Genomic DNA, 16,514 nt, shown 5'->3' on the forward strand with positions numbered 1-16,514 from the left:
CGGATCTCCTCTGTCAGTTGCGCCCGTCGGGCAGAATCAGGTCGCGCAGGCCGTCACCGACCAGATTGATGCCCAGCACCAGCACCATCAGGGCGACGCCGGGAATGGCGATGACCCATGGGGAAAAGAACATGTACGGTTTGCCCTCGGCGATCATCAGTCCCCAGGACGGAATCGGTGGCTGCACGCCGACGCCAAGGAACGACAGTGCCGATTCCAGAAGGATCGCGTGGGCCATTTCCAGGGTGGCGACGACGATCAGCGCGCCGACCAGATTAGGCAGGATTTCGCTGGCCAGAATGCGCAGCGTCGAGCAACCCAGTGCCTGCGCCGAGGCGACGTATTCGGCGTCGCGAATTTGTTGCACGGCAGCTCGCACCACCACGGCGAAGCGGTCCCAGAGCAGGCAGCCGAGCAGGATGATCACGACTTTCAGCGAACCGCCGATCAACGATGCGGAAGCCAGTGCGACCATCACCACCGGCATCGCCAGGCGCGTGGTGATCAGGTAGCTGATCAGCGCGTCGGTCTTGCCGCCGAAGTAGCCTGCCAGCAGGCCCATGATGGTGCCGATGACGCCAGAGATCAGCGCTGCCGAGAAGCCGATGAACAATGAAATACGCGCACCGTAGAGCAGGCGCGACAGGTAATCGCGGCCCAGTTTGTCGGTGCCGAGCACGTAATCCCAAGTGCCGTTGGCCATCCACACGGGAGGTTTCATGCGCAGCATCACGTCTTGCGTGTAAGGGTCGTAGGGCGCCAGCCAAGGGGCGAACAGTGCGCCGAACAGGATGATCAACAGCAGCACCGCGCCGATGGCAAAGCCGCGATGGGCGAAGCTGTTGCGCAGCGTGCGCCAGACGCTGCGCGCTGGCGGCTGGTAGTCGTTGATGACCAGCGGCGATGAGGTGGTTGTGCTCATGGGGCCTCCTATTTCACGCGGATGCGCGGGTCGAGCAGTGCGTTGAGCACGTCGGCCAGCAGCGTGAGGACGATGTAGATCACCGCGATCAGCAGCACGACCGCCTGCACCACCGGAAAGTCGTCGCGGGCAATCGCGTCCCAGGCCAGCTGGCCGATGCCTTGCAGCGAGAAGACCGTTTCGATGACCACCGAACCGCCGAGCATGAAGCCGAATTCCACGGCGGCCAGTGCCACCACCGGAATCAGAGCATTGCGCAGTGCGTGTTTGAACAGCACGGTGGCCGGGCGCAGGCCCTTGGCGCGAGCGGTGCGGATGTAGTCGGAATTGAGCACGTCGAGCATGCCGGCACGGGTCAGGCGCATGATCGCTGGGGTGGCGTAATACCCCAGCGCAATGGCCGGCATGACGAAGTGCGCCCAGGTCGAGTTGCCTGACACCGGCAGCCATTTCAGAGTGACCGAGAACACCACGATCAGCATCAGCGCGAACCAGAAACTCGGCATCGCCTGGCCCAGCACCGCGATGCTCAGCGCCAGGCGGTCAACCCAGGTGTCGCGCTTCACCGCCGCCAGCACACCCAGCGGAATGGCGATCAGCAGCGCGATACTCAGGGCCATTGCACCCAGCCCGAGAGTGATCGACAGCCGCGAGGCGATCAGGTTGTAGACCGACTCCTGAAAGAAGAACGAGTCGCCAAAATCAAGGCGCACCACGTCGGCCAGCCATTCGAAATACTGCGTAACCAACGGCTTGTTGAGGCCGTACTGCACACGGATCTGTTCGATCTGCTCGCTGCTGGCTTCCGGCCCACCGATGGCCGTGGCCAGGTCGCCGGACAGGTGCAGCAGGGAAAAGCTGATCACCGACACGGTAATCGCTACGCACAGGGCAATACCCAGGCGGCGCAAGAGAAATCCGAACATGGCAAGTGACCTTGTGTTCAGGGAGTGACGGGGTGGCTGACCCGACTGCAAGGCGCGTCATGCGCCCTACAGCCAGGTTCGCCAAGCGCTTATTTCCAGCTCGACAGCACGAAACGCGGCAGCTCGTCCGGGTACGGCTTGAAGTTAAGGTCCGAGACGTAGGCGTAGTTCATCGAGTAATTGAACAACGGTGCCCAGTACGCCTGCTCGCTGATGCGCTGCAAGGCCTTGCGGTAGTTGTCCTTGCGCACTTGCGGGTCCAGCGCGTTGTCGGCGGTCTGCAGCCAGCCCTGGACTTGCGGGTCCTTGATGTTGTCGTCGGGGTTGCCCTTGAACCAGGTGCCGGCCGAGGCCGAAGTGTCTAGGATCGAGAACGAGCCCCAGGCTTGAAACGACATCGGCACCTTGCCGCCACGCTGCTGGTCACGCAGGGCGGCGTATTTCAGGTAACGCAGCTTGGCGTTGATGCCCACGGCGCGCAGGTTGCCGATGATCGCTTCGACGTAGTCGCGATCCCGGTAGGCGAAGATTTCGGTCTCGAAGCCGTTCGGGTAACCGGCTTCGGCAAGCAGCGCTTTGGCCTTGGCCGGGTCGTAGTTGTAGACCGTGGCGGCCGTGGTGTCACAGCCGAACTGGCCGGGGTAGCAGGCGACTTGCAACGGCTTGCTTTCGCCGCCGACCAGTTGCGAGGCCAGACCGTCACGATTAATCGCGTAGTTGATCGCCTGACGTACTTTCAAATGCTTCATCGGTGAATCGGCGCTGGACGTGCCGCGCGCATCCAGAATCAGAAAGCCGATGCGCATGGTCGCACCGCTGGTGACCATCAGATTGGGCATGGCCTTGAGGTTTTCCGCCTGATCGGGTGCTACGCGCCAGGTCCAGTCGATGCCGCCGGTCATCAGCTCGGCCAGGCGCGTTTCGGCGTCGGCGATCACCCGGAAGTTTATGTGACCGATCTTCGGCTGGCCCTGCGGGCTGTCCTTGAAGTAGTCGGGGTTCTTGTCCATCTTCACGCCTTCGCCGGTGGCGATGGCTGTGACCTTGTAAGGCCCGGTGCCAATCGGCTTGCGACTGAATCCGGCGATTCCGACCTGTTCGAAATACTTTTTCGGGAACATCGGTACGGCGTTGGACAGGTATTCCAGCGCAGGCGGGAAAGGCTTTTTCAGGTGCAGGCGCACGCTGTAGTCACCGAGCTTTTCGGCGCTCTTGATCCAGTCGACGTTTTGTACCGTGACCACTTTGGCGTCGGGCGACACCACGTAATTGAGGGTGAACACTACGTCATCAGCGGTGAACGGGTCGCCGTTGTGAAACTTCACGCCCTCGCGCAGCTGGAAATCGATAGTGGTGTCATCGACCTGCTTCCAGCGGGTGGCCAGCATGGGTTCGTACTGACCGCTGTCGGGGTTGCGATAGACCAGATTGTCCCAGATCAGGCGGCCGAGAATCACGCCTTCGCGCAAGTCATTGTGATAGGGGCTGATGTTTTCCGGTTCGCTGTCGGAGGCGTAGACCAGCGTGTCGTCGGCCTTGCCGGCCAGAACGGGAAAACTGCTGAACAGGCTCAATAGCGCGATGCTGCGAGCGAAACCCTTGATGCCCATGCCGTCGTCTCCCTAAGGCAAAGTGGATATATCAAAGGGCAGTGGGGCGCAAATGCGAAAGGGGGGTAGCAACGAGGCCGCGATGTTCTTTTGATTAGGTGAGGCCTCGACACGACTCTAGGCAAAGCGTATCAATGCCACAAGCACAATATTTCGAACCTTTCATTGCCGAAAAAGCAACGTAGGAGCATCGATGCAACTCTACGGCGTTCAATCCACCGCTTTGCGCTATTTTCTCGAAGTGGCGCGTTGCGGTTCAATCAGCGAGGCGTCGATCCGTCTCAATGTCGCGTCTTCGGCGGTCAGTCGACAGATCAGCAAACTGGAGCGCGAGCTTGATGCGCTGCTGTTCGAGCGTCAGGCACGTGGCATGATGCTCAGCGAGGCGGGCATTCGTCTGGCCGCTTATGCGCGCAAATCACAGCTTGAGGCCGAGCAGGTGGTGCTGGAAATCACCGAGCTGCAAGGCTTGCAGCGTGGTCATGTGCGCATCGCCTGCTCCGAGGGCTTTGCCCTGGATTTTCTGCCGCAGTGCATCGCGCGGTTTCGGCGGCAGTACCAGGGCATCCATTTCTCGATGGAGGTCTGTGCCCCGGCCCAGGCCACCGAACGGGTGCGCTCTGGCGATGCCGACCTGTGCCTGACTTTCAGCCTGACGCCGCAGAACGAAATCAAGGTCGAGCACATTCACAGCGGCGCAATCTGTGCGGTGGTCAGTTGCAACCATCCGCTGGCGTCGCGCAAGGAGGTCACCCTGGCCGAGTTGCAGCCTTACGCCATCGCTCTGACCAACACCGATACGACGCTGCGCCAGTTGTTCGATATCTGCTGTGGCGTGCAGGGCCTGATGTTCGATCCGGTGCTGACCAGCAACTACATCGGTGCGCTGCTGAGGTTTGTCAGCGAGGAGGGCGGTATCAGCCTGTCCAGCGAAATGACTCTGGACAAGCGCGCGCATGAAAAGCAGCTCAAATCCCTGTCGATCAGCGATGAGGGTATGAAGGCGCGGCGCATAGAACTGCAAAGCATGGCGGGGCGCACCCTGCCGGCGGCCGTCGCGGCGTTCCGGGATTTCCTGATCGACGAGCTGGCAAAGACCTGAAACGCTGATGGCGTCGATGCGGTGAGTTGCTAATGGCAGGTTGATGAAATTCACAGGCATGATGTTATAGTGTAACGAATTTGCGACTGCATACTGTACAGTCGTAAGCCGCCAACATCAGGCTTCGCCCACTCGGCGAGGTTCGCCAACGAGACGACTGACGCACATGAACAACCCTCTACCAGACGTTGCCCTGACGGAAGTTTCCTCGGCCCTGGTTTCACTTGACTGGGTCGGCATGCAGGGCGTCGAAGTACCCGTCAGGCTGGCCGAAGCGGGCGTCCGACACCCTGTCCATGCGCATGTCGATCTGCAAGTCGACCTGGCCGATCCGAGTGTCAAGGGTATCCATATGTCGCGGCTCTACCGGCTACTCGACAGGTATGCCGAGCACCAGATACTGAGCCCCGAGACGATGTCGGCCTTGATGGAAGCCATGGTCGAAAGTCACCTGGATTGTCATTCCAGCCGCGCCCGGCTCACCCTGACTTTCAATCTGCTGTGCCGTCGTGCGGCACTGGTCACCGAAGGGCTCAGCGGTTGGAAATCCTATCCGGTAAAGCTTGACGCAACCTGGCATGCCGGTCGTTTGTGCCTCGACGTTTCAGCCGACATTACCTATTCGTCTACCTGCCCGTGCTCGGCGGCGCTGTCTCGACAACTGCTGGAAGAGGCATTTGCCGCACGCTTTGGCCGGCAGCCGTTCGTCGACCCGATGCAGGTCGCGGCCTGGTTGCGGGAAAACGCGTCGTACGCCACGCCGCACAGCCAGCGCAGTGTGGCAACGGTGCGCGTGCGGGCGACCGAGCAGGCCAGCGAACTGGGCCTGATGGCGCTGATCGATGCGGTCGAGCAGGCGCTGGGCACGCCGGTGCAGACTGCCGTCAAGCGGGCCGACGAGCAGGCTTTCGCCCGGCTCAACGGCCAGAACCTGATGTACGTCGAGGACGCCGCACGCAAGATCCAGCAGGCGCTTGAGGGCCGCTACGCATCCTCCAGCGTCAGTGTGCGTCACTTCGAAAGCCTGCATCCCCACGATGCAGCCGCGCAGACTTCCAACTACCTGTCCTGAGGCTTCCTACCGTGATCCGTAAAAATCCGTCTGGCCATTTGCCGGTTATCGCCGAGTCTGCCTACATCGACAGCACCGCGATCATCTGCGGCAAAGTGATCATCAAGGACAACGTGTTCGTCGGCCCGTACGCGGTGATCCGCGCCGACGAAGTCGATGCCAGTGGCGACATGGAGCCGATTGTCATCGGCGCCAATTCCAATATTCAGGATGGCGTGGTCATTCACTCCAAATCCGGGGCTGCGGTGACGATCGGCGAGTTCACTTCGATTGCCCACCGCTCCATCGTGCACGGACCTTGCATGGTCGGTGATCACGTGTTCATCGGCTTCAACAGTGTGGTATTCAACTGCCAAGTCGGTAATGGCAGTGTGGTCAGGCACAACTCGGTGGTCGACGGGCGTGATTTGCCGGAGAATTTCTACGTGCCGTCCACCACCCGGATAGGGCCCGCTACCGATCTTTCGCAATTTCCGCCGGTGAGCATCTCGGCGTCGGAGTTTTCCGAAGATGTGGCACACACCAACATCGACCTGGTGCGCGGCTACAAGGCACTGCAGAACGAGTTTTGAAGCAGCGCTGCGCGCCAGTTGCAAGCGGCAAGTTACAAGCTGCAAGCTTGCGGCTTGCAGCTCTAAACAATTGGCAACCCCCAAACAATGGACCTGAATCTTTCATGACGACAGCTGTTCAACCAACCCGAGCGCCGGCCTCCCGGCTTCGCTCGATCGATGCTCTGCGCGGGCTGATCATTCTTTTCATGTTGCTGGACCATGTGCGGGAAACGTTCTTTCTGCACCGTCAGGTACTGGACCCGATGGACATCACGACCACCGAGCCGGAGCTGTTCTTCAGCCGCACTCTGGCGCATTTGTGTGCACCGCTGTTCGTGCTGCTAACCGGGCTTTCCGCCTATCTGTATGGCGAGAAATACCAGGGCAGAAGCGACGTTTCGGCGTTCCTGCTCAAGCGCGGGCTGTTTCTGATCGCGCTGGAATTCACCTTCGTGAGCTTCGCCTGGACCTTCGAGTTCCCGCCAACCGTCATCTACCTGCAAGTGATCTGGGCTATCGGCCTGAGCATGGTGGCGCTGTCGCTGATGGTATTCCTGCCGCGCTGGGCGCTGGTGGTCATCGGTGTGGTGATCATTGCCGGGCACAACCTGCTGGACTCACTGCATTTCGACGTCGAGTCTGCCATGCATATCCCGTGGGCGATTCTGCATGATCGCGGCTGGATCGAAGTGTCCGATAACCTGCGCTTCCGTACGTCCTACCCGTTGTTACCGTGGATCGGCATCATCGCGCTGGGCTACGCTGCCGGGCCTTGGTTTGTGGCGGGTTACAACGCAGCAAAGCGTCGGAAAAATCTGTGGACCTGCGGGCTGGGTGCGCTGCTGGGCTTCGTGGTGCTGCGCATGATCAACGGCTATGGCGAAAAGCCGTGGAGCGTTGGCGAGACGACCATGCAAACGGTCATGAGCTTTTTCAACATCACCAAGTACCCGCCATCGCTGCTGTTCATCAGCCTGACGCTGGGCATCGGCATGCTGATCCTGATCGGGTTCGAGCGCAGTCAGGAGAAAAGCTGGTTGCGGCCGTTGGTGGTACTCGGTTCGGCGCCGATGTTTTTCTACCTGCTGCACCTCTACGTGCTGAAGATTCTGTACCTGATCGCGCTGGCTATCTGGGGTGCGAATCAAGGCAAATACTTCGGCTTCGACCACATGTGGGGTGTCTGGCTGACGTCGGTCGCACTGGCCGTGGTGCTGTTTCCGGCGGTGCGCTGGTTCTCCGCACTCAAGGCGCGTCGCCGGGATATCAGCTGGTTGAAGTATTTGTAACTGCTGCACAGCGGCATGCCGACAGGTGTGCCGCCTCCCGCCTGATTTCAATCCCCCTGCGCACCGTAGTTCATGATTGACAGCAGTTTGATCGGCACTTGCACCAGTTGCTCGGGGCCGTGGGGGATGTCGCCGTCGAAGGTCAGGCTGTCGCCGGCCTGCATCGGGTACAGCTGATTGCCGTGCCGGTAGATCAGCTCGCCTTCCAGCAGGTGCAGAAACTCGGTGCCAGGGTGCGAGAAGGTCGGAAACTCCTCGCTGGCATCGTCCATCGTCACCATGTACGCCTCGAAACTCTTCTTCGGCCCACGGGTGTGGTTGAGCAGGTGATAGGTATGGCCTTTCTCCGTACCTCTCCGGACCACCTCCAGCCCTTCATCGGCCTTGACCAGCAGCGCGCTGCTGCCTTGCTGATCGTACTGGCTGAACAGCTTTGACATGGGCATGCCCAGCACGTCGCACAGGCGGCTGAGGTTGTCGAGGCTGGTGGACACCTGCGCGTTCTCGATCTTGCTCAACATGCCCTGACTGATCCCGGCGATACGCGCGACATCGGCCAGTTTCAACTCCTGCGCCTGGCGCTGGCGCTTGATCTGTATGCCCAGGTATTGCTCGAGCTTCAATTTGGGATGCGGTTCGTTCGGCATATTCATCGGCTGTGCACGGTTTCCGTTCAATAATTTTTATTTCGCACTGGGAATGTGCGTCCTGCCACTGCAAGCGTAGCTGGCGTTCCGGATTATTCCCTGAAGGAAACAAGCTTTCCACAAAAACAACCCATGCAGGCAGCGGGATTGCGCTCGCTGCGCATTTCGAAGTGTCTGGCATGGTGGATTGGCAAGCGCCTTGCATTCTTAATGGGAAATTAACTTTCTTTTTCGGAATATAGATCGGCGGGCGGTGAAACCGCGGTTCCTCCCTGAAACGTTTTGCCCATGCCAGGAGACAAGCTCATGTTGCCACCCGAAACACAGCGTCTGATCGAACAGCACGGCATCAAATACGTGCTGGCTCAGTTCGTAGATATTCATGGCTCGTCGAAGACCAAATCGGTCCCTGTGTCCGGCCTGGAGATGGTTGCCGAAGACGGCGCCGGTTTTGCCGGGTTTGCGATTTGTGGCATGGGCATGGAACCTCACGGCCCTGACTTCATGGCCAAGGGCGATCTGGCTTCGCTGACCCCGGTGCCGTGGCAGCCGGGCTACGGGCGGGTGGTGTGCATAGGCCATGTGGAGGGCAAACCCTGGCCTTATGACAGCCGCTACGTGCTGCAAAAGCAGGTCGAACGCCTCAGCCAGCGCGGCTGGACCCTGAACACCGGGCTGGAGCCCGAGTTCAGCCTGTTCAAGCGCGATGCCGCTGGCAGCCTGCAAATGGTCGACGCCAGCGATACCCTCGACAAACCGTGCTACGACTACAAAGGCCTCTCGCGCTCCCGGGAGTTTCTCGAGCGCCTGACCGAAGCCTTGCAGCCAGTGGGTTTCGACATTTATCAGATCGATCACGAAGACGCCAACGGTCAGTTCGAGATCAATTACACCTACAGCGACGCCATGGAGTCGGCTGACCGTTTTACCTTCTTCCGCATGGCCGCCGGCGAGATCGCCAATGATATGGGCATGATCTGCTCGTTCATGCCCAAGCCGGACCCCAAGCGTGCAGGCAACGGCATGCACTTTCATCTGTCGATTGCCAGCGCCAGCAACAAGAACCTGTTCCACGACGCCAGCGACCCGAGCGGCATGGGCCTGTCGAAGATGGCCTATCACTTCGCGGCCGGGTTGCTGGCTCATGGTCCTGCGTTGTGTGCCTTCGCCGCGCCCACGGTCAATTCCTACAAACGCCTGGTGGTAGGCAATTCGCTGTCCGGCGCGACCTGGGCACCGGCCTTCATCGCCTTTGGCGCGAACAACCGCTCGGCGATGGTACGTGTGCCGTATGGCCGCCTGGAATTTCGTCTGCCGGACGCGGGCTGCAATCCGTATCTGGTCAGCGCCGCGATCATCGCCGCAGGGCTGGACGGCATCGACCGTCAGCTGGAAATCGATCACGTCTGCAACGAGAACCTTTACAAACTGAGTCTGGAAGAAATCGCCGCACGGGGCATCAAGACCCTGCCGCAATCACTCAAGGAAGCCTGCGATGCGCTGGAAGCCGACCCGTTGTTCGCTGAAGTGCTGGGTGACGAAATTGTCCGCGAGTTTATCCGCCTCAAGCGCATGGAATGGGTGGAATACAGCCGTCACGTGAGCGACTGGGAAGTGAAGCGCTAAATCGAATTCTTTTAGCTGCAAGCTTCAGAGAGCAGCTGCAAGTTTCAAGCGGCAAGCTGCAAGAGGAAGCTGGATTGCGGCGTATTTGATTTCTCTGTCTATGCGGTTGGTTTTAGCTTGCAGCTTGCAGCTAAAAAGCTTGCCGCTCCCGAACAAGGTGAGGCTTATGTGCGGAATCGTTGGTTTGTATCTGAAAAATCCGGCGCTGGAGTCGCAGCTCGGCAAGCTGTTCGAGCCGATGCTTGAGGCCATGACGGACCGTGGACCAGACAGTGCCGGGTTTGCGATTTATGGCGATGAGGTTGCGGATGGCTGGGTCAAGCTGACCTTGCAAGCCACCACTGAACAGTATGATTTCAAGGCGCTGATAGCGGCGCTGGAGGACAAGTTGAGTGCACCGCTGGACTGGTTTCAGAATGCCAGCGCCGTAGTGCTGAAGATTCAGGCTGAAGAGGCCCCGGTGCGCGCTGCGCTGGCGGAACTGGCACCGAGCGTGCGCATCATGAGCGCCGGGCAGAGCATCGAGATTCTCAAGGGCATGGGCCTGCCGAGGGAGATCTCTACCCGCTTCGGCCTCGCGTCGATGAAGGGCAGCCACATTATTGGCCACACCCGCATGGCCACTGAAAGCGCAGTGACCATGGAGGGCAGCCATCCGTTTTCCACCGGTTCGGACCTGTGTCTGGTGCACAACGGCTCGCTGTCCAATCATTTTCGCCTGCGCCAGAACCTGCGCCGCGAAGGCATTCATTTCGAAACCGAAAACGACACTGAAGTGGCCGCGGGTTATCTGGCCTGGCGTCTGCAACAGGGCGATAGCCTCAAGCAGGCGCTCGACAAGTCGCTGGAAGACCTTGATGGCTTCTTTACCTTCGCCATCGGCACACGCAACGGGTTTGCGGTGATTCGCGATCCGATTGCCTGCAAACCGGCGATTCTTGCCGAAACTGATGATTACGTCGCCATGGCCTCGGAATATCAGGCGCTGTCCAGCCTGCCGGGGATCGAAAACGCCAGGGTCTGGGAGCCGGTCCCGGCCACCATGTACATCTGGGAGCGCGAACCAGCGCAGGGAGCACGCCCATGAAAACTGTCGATCTTTCCAGCGCCAGCGTGCGCGATCTCAATCAGGCGCTGCACGATCAGGTCAAGGACCTGCAGGATCGCGAGTGGCTGGTGACCCATCCCGATGGTGCTCATAACCTGGCGGTCGGCGTTAACGAAGCCATCTCCATCGATATTCAGGGCCACGCGGGCTACTACTGCGCGGGCATGAACCAGAAAGCCTCGATCACCGTGCACGGCAACGTCGGCGTCGGCTGCGCGGAAAACATGATGTCCGGCGCCGTGCGGGTTAAAGGCAGCGCGTCGCAGGCCGCAGGTGCCACGGCACATGGCGGTTTGCTGGTGATCGAGGGCGATGCCGGTGCCCGTTGCGGGATTTCCATGAAGGGTATCGACATCGTGGTCGGCGGCAGTATCGGCCACATGAGCTGCTTCATGGGCCAGGCCGGTCGGCTTGTCGTCTGCGGCGATGCGGGGGATGCGCTGGGCGACTCGCTGTACGAAACGCGTATCTACGTCAAAGGCAAGGTCGAGTCGCTGGGCTCCGATTGCATCGCCAAGGAGATGCGCGCAGAGCACCTGCAAGAGTTGCAAGAGCTGCTCAATCGCGCGGGCTTTAACGAGAAAGCCACGGATTTCAAGCGCTACGGCTCGGCCCGTCAGCTCTACAACTTCAAAGTCGATAACGCCTCCGCGTACTGATCCAGGAGCACTACCATGAGCGACCCCATCAGCAACAAACCTGCTCCAGTCCTGCGCGAGTCGGCCACCTTCGATCGTCTGACCATTCAGGAAATCCAGCGCGCCGCAGAAACCGGCATCTACGACATTCGTGGCGGCGGCACCAAACGCAAACTACCGCATTTCGACGACCTGTTGCTGCTTGGCGCCAGCGTCTCGCGCTACCCGCTGGAAGGCTACCGAGAGAAGTGCGGCACCGACGTGGTGCTCGGCAATCGTTTTGCCAAAAAACCTCTGCACCTGAAAATCCCGGTCACCATCGCGGGCATGAGCTTCGGTGCCTTGTCGGCTAACGCCAAGGAAGCGCTGGGCCGGGGTGCGACTATCGCGGGCACCAGCACCACCACCGGCGATGGCGGCATGACCCCGGAAGAACGCGGCCAGTCGCAGCATCTGGTCTATCAGTACCTGCCGTCGCGTTACGGTATGAACCCGGACGACCTGCGCAAGGCCGATGCCATCGAAATCGTCCTGGGGCAGGGCGCCAAACCCGGCGGTGGCGGCATGTTGCTGGGCATGAAAGTCACCGAACGCGTGGCGGGTATGCGCACCTTGCCGGTCGGCGTCGATCAGCGCTCGGCGTGCCGTCACCCGGACTGGACCGGCCCGGACGACCTGGCGATCAAGATTGCCGAAATTCGCGAAATCACCGACTGGGAAAAACCGATCTACGTGAAGATCGGTGCCAGCCGTCCTTACTACGACGTCAAGCTGGCGGTGAAAGCCGGTGCAGACGTGATCGTGCTCGACGGCATGCAGGGCGGTACGGCGGCGACTCAGGAAGTCTTCATCGAACACGTCGGCATCCCGATTCTGCCCGCCATCCCGCAAGCCGTTCAGGCGCTGCAAGAGATGGGCATGCACCGCAAGGTGCAACTGATCGTCTCCGGCGGCATTCGCAACGGTGCCGACGTCGCCAAGGCCATGGCGCTGGGCGCGGATGCGGTGGCGATCGGCACAGCGGCGTTGATCGCGCTGGGCGACAATCATCCACGTCTGGACGACGAACTGAAAAAAATCGGCTCGGCGGCCGGTTTCTACGACGACTGGCAGAACGGCCGTGACCCGGCCGGCATCACCACCCAAGACCCGGAACTGTCCAAACGTCTCGACCCCGTCGAAGGCGGGCGACGCCTGGCCAACTACCTGCGCGTACTGGTCCTCGAAGCCCAGACCATGGCCCGTGCCTGCGGCAAATCACACCTGCACAACCTCGACCCGGAAGACCTCGTGGCGCTGACCGTCGAGTCTGCGGCCATGGCGCGCGTGCCACTGGCCGGAACGTCGTGGATACCGGGTTCGGGGTATTGATCGTCATGCTAGCCGTTGTAGTGCTCCGTTATGACGCTTGTAACACTCTGTGGCGCAGCGTAACGTCATGACTTGCTCATAGTCACTGCACATAAACAAAAGCGCTTTTTTACCGCGATGTCACTGACGACGCAAATTGCGACGTAAGTGACGGNCCGCCGTGTGACGCGGAGCGCCACAAATACAAAGAGGACGCAGAGCGTCCAGAACGGCATGCCGACGCGTAGCATCGGCACGATAGTTAAACCTCAATCCAACTGACAAAGAAAAACCGCCGAGCGACGCAGAGCGTCACGAAATGCATTACCACGCGGAGCGTAATAACGATAAACAATCGAGGTCACCGTTTTCAGGGCCGCTTCGCAGCCAATCGCAGCCGTCGTGACCTCCTGAATCTCCCACGCCCTCCGGGCAGAAGCGGTATCTTCCGGACCCCTCAGACACTCTCAACACTCAACGAAACGCCGGCACCACGTGCTTGATAAACAACTCAAGCGACTTCTTTTTCTCGGCGTGCGGCAGACTGTTGTCACACCAGAAACTGAACTCGTCAACCCCCAACTCCTGGTAATAACGGATACGCGGGATGATCTCTTCCGGGGTGCCGATCATCGTGTTCTTGCGGATATTCTCCAGCTCGAACTCCGGACGATCCTTGAACTTCTCCTCCGGGCTCGGCGCCAGAAAGCCGTTAACTGGCGCCTGCTTATTGCCGAACCATGCGTCGAAGGTGCGGTAGAACTTCGCGATGGCGCTGGCACCGACTTTCCAGCCTTCAGGATTGTCCGCCGCATGCACATGCGTGTGGCGCAGTACCATCAATTGCGGGCGAGGCACTTCAGGGTTATTGACCAGAGCGGCTTCGAACTTGTTCTTCAGATCGACCACTTCCTCGTCGCCCTTCATCAACGGCGTGACCATCACGTTGCAGCCGTTCTGGACCGCGAAGTTATGCGAATCCGGGTCGCGTGCGGCAATCCACATCGGTGGGGTGTTGATCGGCTTGGGCACGCAGGTCGACGTGGGGAATTTCCAGATATCGCCATCATGCGCGTAGTCGCCTTGCCACAAGGCGCGGATCACCGGAACCATCTCACGCAGCGCCTTGCCGCCTTCAGAGGCCGGCATGCCGCCTGCCATCCGGTCGAACTCCACTTGATAGGCACCGCGCGCCAGACCCACCTCCATGCGCCCGTTGCTGATCACGTCCAGCAGTGCGCATTCACCGGCTACCCGCAGCGGGTGCCAGAACGGCGCGATGATCGTGCCTGCGCCCAGATGAATACGTGTAGTTCTGGCGGCCAGCCAAGCGAGCAGTGGCATCGGGCTGGGCGAGATGGTGTATTCCATCGCATGGTGCTCGCCGATCCAAACCGTGCTGAAACCGCCTTGCTCGGCCATCAGGGCCAGTTCGGTCAGGTCTTCGAAAAGCTGGCGATGACTGACGCTTTCATCCCAACGCTCCATGTGCACGAACAATGAAAACTTCATGACACTTACCTCGTTCAAATCGTGGCGCTTGCGCAGGTTGAACCGGCGTGCGGGTTTTGTCTGTCTGATGGTATACCGTAATATTGATGGTGCAAGTCTTTTTTGCAGACGGCCGCAAAGGATGCAACGGGCAATGGCCGGTCACGAAAAAGCGCCCGGTGCGGGCGCTTTTTGAAGGAGGGGTCAGGTAGCGGTGGCAGGTCAGCTGCAGGCTTCGGAACCAATGTAATCATCGGTGGAGTCTTGAATGATCGGCGCCATGCCTCTGACCGCATGGGCTTGTTCCATGATCTCCAGTGTCGAACCGGTGCCGACCAGATTCACCATGTGTTTTTCACAGTTATAGAGGCGCTTGGAATAGATCACACCGATCAGACCTTCCCGACGGGTCACCACCACTCGCAACTCTGCGCTGCCGCTTTTTTCCAGCAAGGCGTGCTGGCCGGCAGGGTCCTGCGGAACCGGAATGGTTTTCCCTTCGGCATGTGCCGCCAGGGTGGGAATCAACAAGGTCAAAAGACAGGCATTAAGCTTCATCGGTGCTCCTGCGGATGAATGCAGATTTTTTGGATCCGAATTTACGCCAGTCAAGTGCTTCTGAATAGCCACTATGGGCAGCCTTTCGTCGGCCTGTTTACCTTTACTGACTGTTGCCCCGGCAACAGCGGCTCGACAGCTTGCCAGCGTGCAGACAGTTGACGCGGTGAGCAGGATTTCTAACTGATTGATAGTGCTGGTTTTATCCGGATGGCACGGTTGCTGCTCTGTCGAGAATGCAAACCCGTTCGATTCCTGCGCTCGGGAGTTTCGTCGTCAGAGGAGTACTGATATGAGTCAGCCGTCCATCAAATTTGCGTACTGGGTGCCGAACGTCAGCGGGGGACTGGTCGTCAGCAAGATCGAACAGCGCACCAGCTGGACGATCGATTACAACCGCAAGCTGGCGCAGATTGCCGAACAGTCCGGATTCGAATACGCACTGACGCAGATCCGCTTCACGGCGGGCTACGGTGCCGAACACCAGCATGAATCGGTAGCGTTCAGCCACGCCTTGCTGGCCGCGACCGAAAAGCTCAAGGTCATTGCCGCGATTCTGCCGGGCCCGTGGACGCCGTCCGTAGCGGCCAAGCAACTGGCAACCATCGATCAGCTCACCGCCGGGCGCGTGGCGGTCAACATCGTCAGCGGCTGGTTCAAGGGCGAGTTCCAGGCCATTGGCGAGCCCTGGCTGGAGCACGACGAGCGTTATCGCCGCTCGGAAGAGTTCATTCGCGCCCTCAAGGGCATCTGGACCACCGATAACTTCACGTTCAAGGGCGATTTCTATCGCTTTCACGACTACACCCTCAAACCCAAACCGATTCAGCGCCCGCATCCGGAAATCTTTCAGGGCGGCAGTTCGCGAGCTGCGCGCGACATGGCGGCACGAGTGTCGGACTGGTACTTCACCAACGGCAATACCGTCGAAGGCATCAAGGCGCAGGTCGATGACATCCGCGCCAAGGCTGCTGCCAATGGCCATTCGGTAAAAGTGGGTGTCAACGCGTTCATCATTGCCCGGGATACCGAGGAAGAAGCGCGCGCCGTGCTGGCCGAGATCATCGACAAGGCCGACCCGGAAGCGGTCAACGCGTTCGGTGATGCAGCAAAGCAAGCCGGCAAAGCCAGCCCGGAAGGCGAGGGTAACTGGGCCAAATCGACTTTTCAGGATCTCGTGCAATACAACGACGGTTTCAAGACCAACCTGATCGGCACACCGCGGCAGATTGCCGAACGTATCGTCGAGCTGAAGTCAGTCGGCGTCGATCTGGTGCTGTCTGCGTTCCTGCATTTTCAGGAAGAAGTCGCTTATTTCGGCGAGCGGGTGTTGCCGCTGGTCCGTGAGCTGGAAAACGCCGCCCAACGCGAACCCGCTGTCGCCTGACCCTCCATAACACGTCCTCAATCCCTGCCTTGATCGCCGTGGGCACTTGCTGCTCACGGCCCGATTCAGAAAATCAGCTGCCGCTGTGATCCAGAGTGCCTCTGCGCGCGTACGTTGAGCCCCGAACAAGCAACTGTCATTCATAAGTGGCATTGTAATGCCACTATCTGGCGTGCATTCTTCCATACCGCTGGGTGCTCGACATTCAGGCAAGGCTGTGTGCCCTGCCTAAAG

15 protein-coding genes are annotated in these 16,514 nt (G+C 59.8%); 9 read left to right on the forward strand and 6 right to left on the reverse strand.

The window, feature by feature from the left end; translation table 11 throughout:
- Positions 1 to 13: 13 nt before the first annotated feature.
- From ABJ99_RS18225 to ABJ99_RS18235, 3 genes are all read right to left on the reverse strand, one after another.
- On the reverse strand, positions 14 to 922 hold the full coding sequence (locus ABJ99_RS18225) for an ABC transporter permease (protein ID WP_054087011.1): 909 nt from the start codon (positions 920 to 922) through the stop codon (positions 14 to 16).
- A gap of 8 nt (positions 923 to 930) precedes the next feature.
- Positions 931 to 1,848 carry an ABC transporter permease gene (locus tag ABJ99_RS18230; RefSeq protein WP_005617711.1) on the reverse strand — a complete coding sequence of 306 codons (918 nt, stop codon included), beginning with the start codon at positions 1,846 to 1,848 and terminating at the stop codon, positions 931 to 933.
- 89 nt (positions 1,849 to 1,937) lie between these two features.
- Positions 1,938 to 3,458, reverse strand: coding sequence for an ABC transporter substrate-binding protein (locus ABJ99_RS18235; RefSeq protein WP_054087012.1), 1,521 nt, complete (start codon positions 3,456 to 3,458; stop codon positions 1,938 to 1,940).
- Between the two features lie 193 nt (positions 3,459 to 3,651).
- Here ABJ99_RS18235 and ABJ99_RS18240 point away from each other — a divergent pair, with 193 nt between their 5' ends.
- The 4 genes from ABJ99_RS18240 to ABJ99_RS18255 all read left to right on the forward strand — a co-directional run bounded on the left by ABJ99_RS18240 (position 3,652) and on the right by ABJ99_RS18255 (position 7,475).
- Entirely contained in the window at positions 3,652 to 4,560 is a 909-nt protein-coding gene (locus ABJ99_RS18240; RefSeq protein ID WP_054087013.1) for a LysR substrate-binding domain-containing protein, read from the forward strand.
- Positions 4,561 to 4,726: 166 nt separating this feature from the next.
- Positions 4,727 to 5,632 (forward strand): GTP cyclohydrolase FolE2, encoded by a 906-nt coding sequence (gene folE2, locus ABJ99_RS18245; RefSeq protein WP_054087014.1) that lies wholly within the window; start codon positions 4,727 to 4,729, stop codon positions 5,630 to 5,632.
- 11 nt (positions 5,633 to 5,643) lie between these two features.
- Positions 5,644 to 6,204 carry a gamma carbonic anhydrase family protein gene (locus ABJ99_RS18250; RefSeq protein WP_054087015.1) on the forward strand — a complete coding sequence of 187 codons (561 nt, stop codon included), beginning with the start codon at positions 5,644 to 5,646 and terminating at the stop codon, positions 6,202 to 6,204.
- Between the two features lie 104 nt (positions 6,205 to 6,308).
- Entirely contained in the window at positions 6,309 to 7,475 is a 1,167-nt protein-coding gene (locus ABJ99_RS18255) for a DUF1624 domain-containing protein (RefSeq protein WP_054087016.1), read from the forward strand.
- 47 nt (positions 7,476 to 7,522) lie between these two features.
- Here ABJ99_RS18255 and ABJ99_RS18260 read toward each other — a convergent pair whose 3' ends face one another.
- Positions 7,523 to 8,128 (reverse strand): helix-turn-helix domain-containing protein, encoded by a 606-nt coding sequence (locus tag ABJ99_RS18260; RefSeq protein ID WP_003381958.1) that lies wholly within the window; start codon positions 8,126 to 8,128, stop codon positions 7,523 to 7,525.
- A 300-nt stretch (positions 8,129 to 8,428) separates the two neighbouring features.
- On the opposite strand from ABJ99_RS18260, the gene glnT reads away from it, so the two are divergent.
- The 4 genes from glnT to ABJ99_RS18280 all read left to right on the forward strand — a co-directional run bounded on the left by glnT (position 8,429) and on the right by ABJ99_RS18280 (position 12,865).
- Positions 8,429 to 9,748 carry a type III glutamate--ammonia ligase gene (gene glnT / locus ABJ99_RS18265; RefSeq protein WP_054087017.1) on the forward strand — a complete coding sequence of 440 codons (1,320 nt, stop codon included), beginning with the start codon at positions 8,429 to 8,431 and terminating at the stop codon, positions 9,746 to 9,748.
- A 166-nt stretch (positions 9,749 to 9,914) separates the two neighbouring features.
- Entirely contained in the window at positions 9,915 to 10,835 is a 921-nt protein-coding gene (locus tag ABJ99_RS18270; protein WP_054087018.1) for a class II glutamine amidotransferase, read from the forward strand.
- On the forward strand, positions 10,832 to 11,515 hold the full coding sequence (locus ABJ99_RS18275; RefSeq protein WP_054087019.1) for a GltB/FmdC/FwdC-like GXGXG domain-containing protein: 684 nt from the start codon (positions 10,832 to 10,834) through the stop codon (positions 11,513 to 11,515). The genes ABJ99_RS18270 and ABJ99_RS18275 overlap by 4 nt, the downstream gene beginning before the upstream one ends.
- A gap of 15 nt (positions 11,516 to 11,530) precedes the next feature.
- Positions 11,531 to 12,865, forward strand: coding sequence for an FMN-binding glutamate synthase family protein (locus ABJ99_RS18280; protein WP_054087020.1), 1,335 nt, complete (start codon positions 11,531 to 11,533; stop codon positions 12,863 to 12,865).
- Positions 12,866 to 13,318: 453 nt separating this feature from the next.
- On the opposite strand, the gene ABJ99_RS18285 is transcribed toward ABJ99_RS18280, so the two are convergent.
- Together ABJ99_RS18285 and ABJ99_RS18290 are read right to left on the reverse strand one after the other, a co-directional pair.
- Positions 13,319 to 14,356 carry an LLM class flavin-dependent oxidoreductase gene (locus tag ABJ99_RS18285; protein ID WP_054087021.1) on the reverse strand — a complete coding sequence of 346 codons (1,038 nt, stop codon included), beginning with the start codon at positions 14,354 to 14,356 and terminating at the stop codon, positions 13,319 to 13,321.
- A 201-nt stretch (positions 14,357 to 14,557) separates the two neighbouring features.
- Complete coding sequence (locus tag ABJ99_RS18290; RefSeq protein WP_054087022.1) at positions 14,558 to 14,893, reverse strand: hypothetical protein; 336 nt, start codon at positions 14,891 to 14,893, stop codon at positions 14,558 to 14,560.
- Between the two features lie 292 nt (positions 14,894 to 15,185).
- On the opposite strand from ABJ99_RS18290, the gene sfnG reads away from it, so the two are divergent.
- On the forward strand, positions 15,186 to 16,280 hold the full coding sequence (sfnG, locus tag ABJ99_RS18295; RefSeq protein ID WP_054087023.1) for a dimethylsulfone monooxygenase SfnG: 1,095 nt from the start codon (positions 15,186 to 15,188) through the stop codon (positions 16,278 to 16,280).
- Positions 16,281 to 16,514: the final 234 nt, after the last annotated feature.

Source organism: Pseudomonas syringae pv. cilantro (assembly GCF_001293775.1).
Lineage (GTDB): Bacteria > Pseudomonadota > Gammaproteobacteria > Pseudomonadales > Pseudomonadaceae > Aquipseudomonas > Aquipseudomonas syringae_P.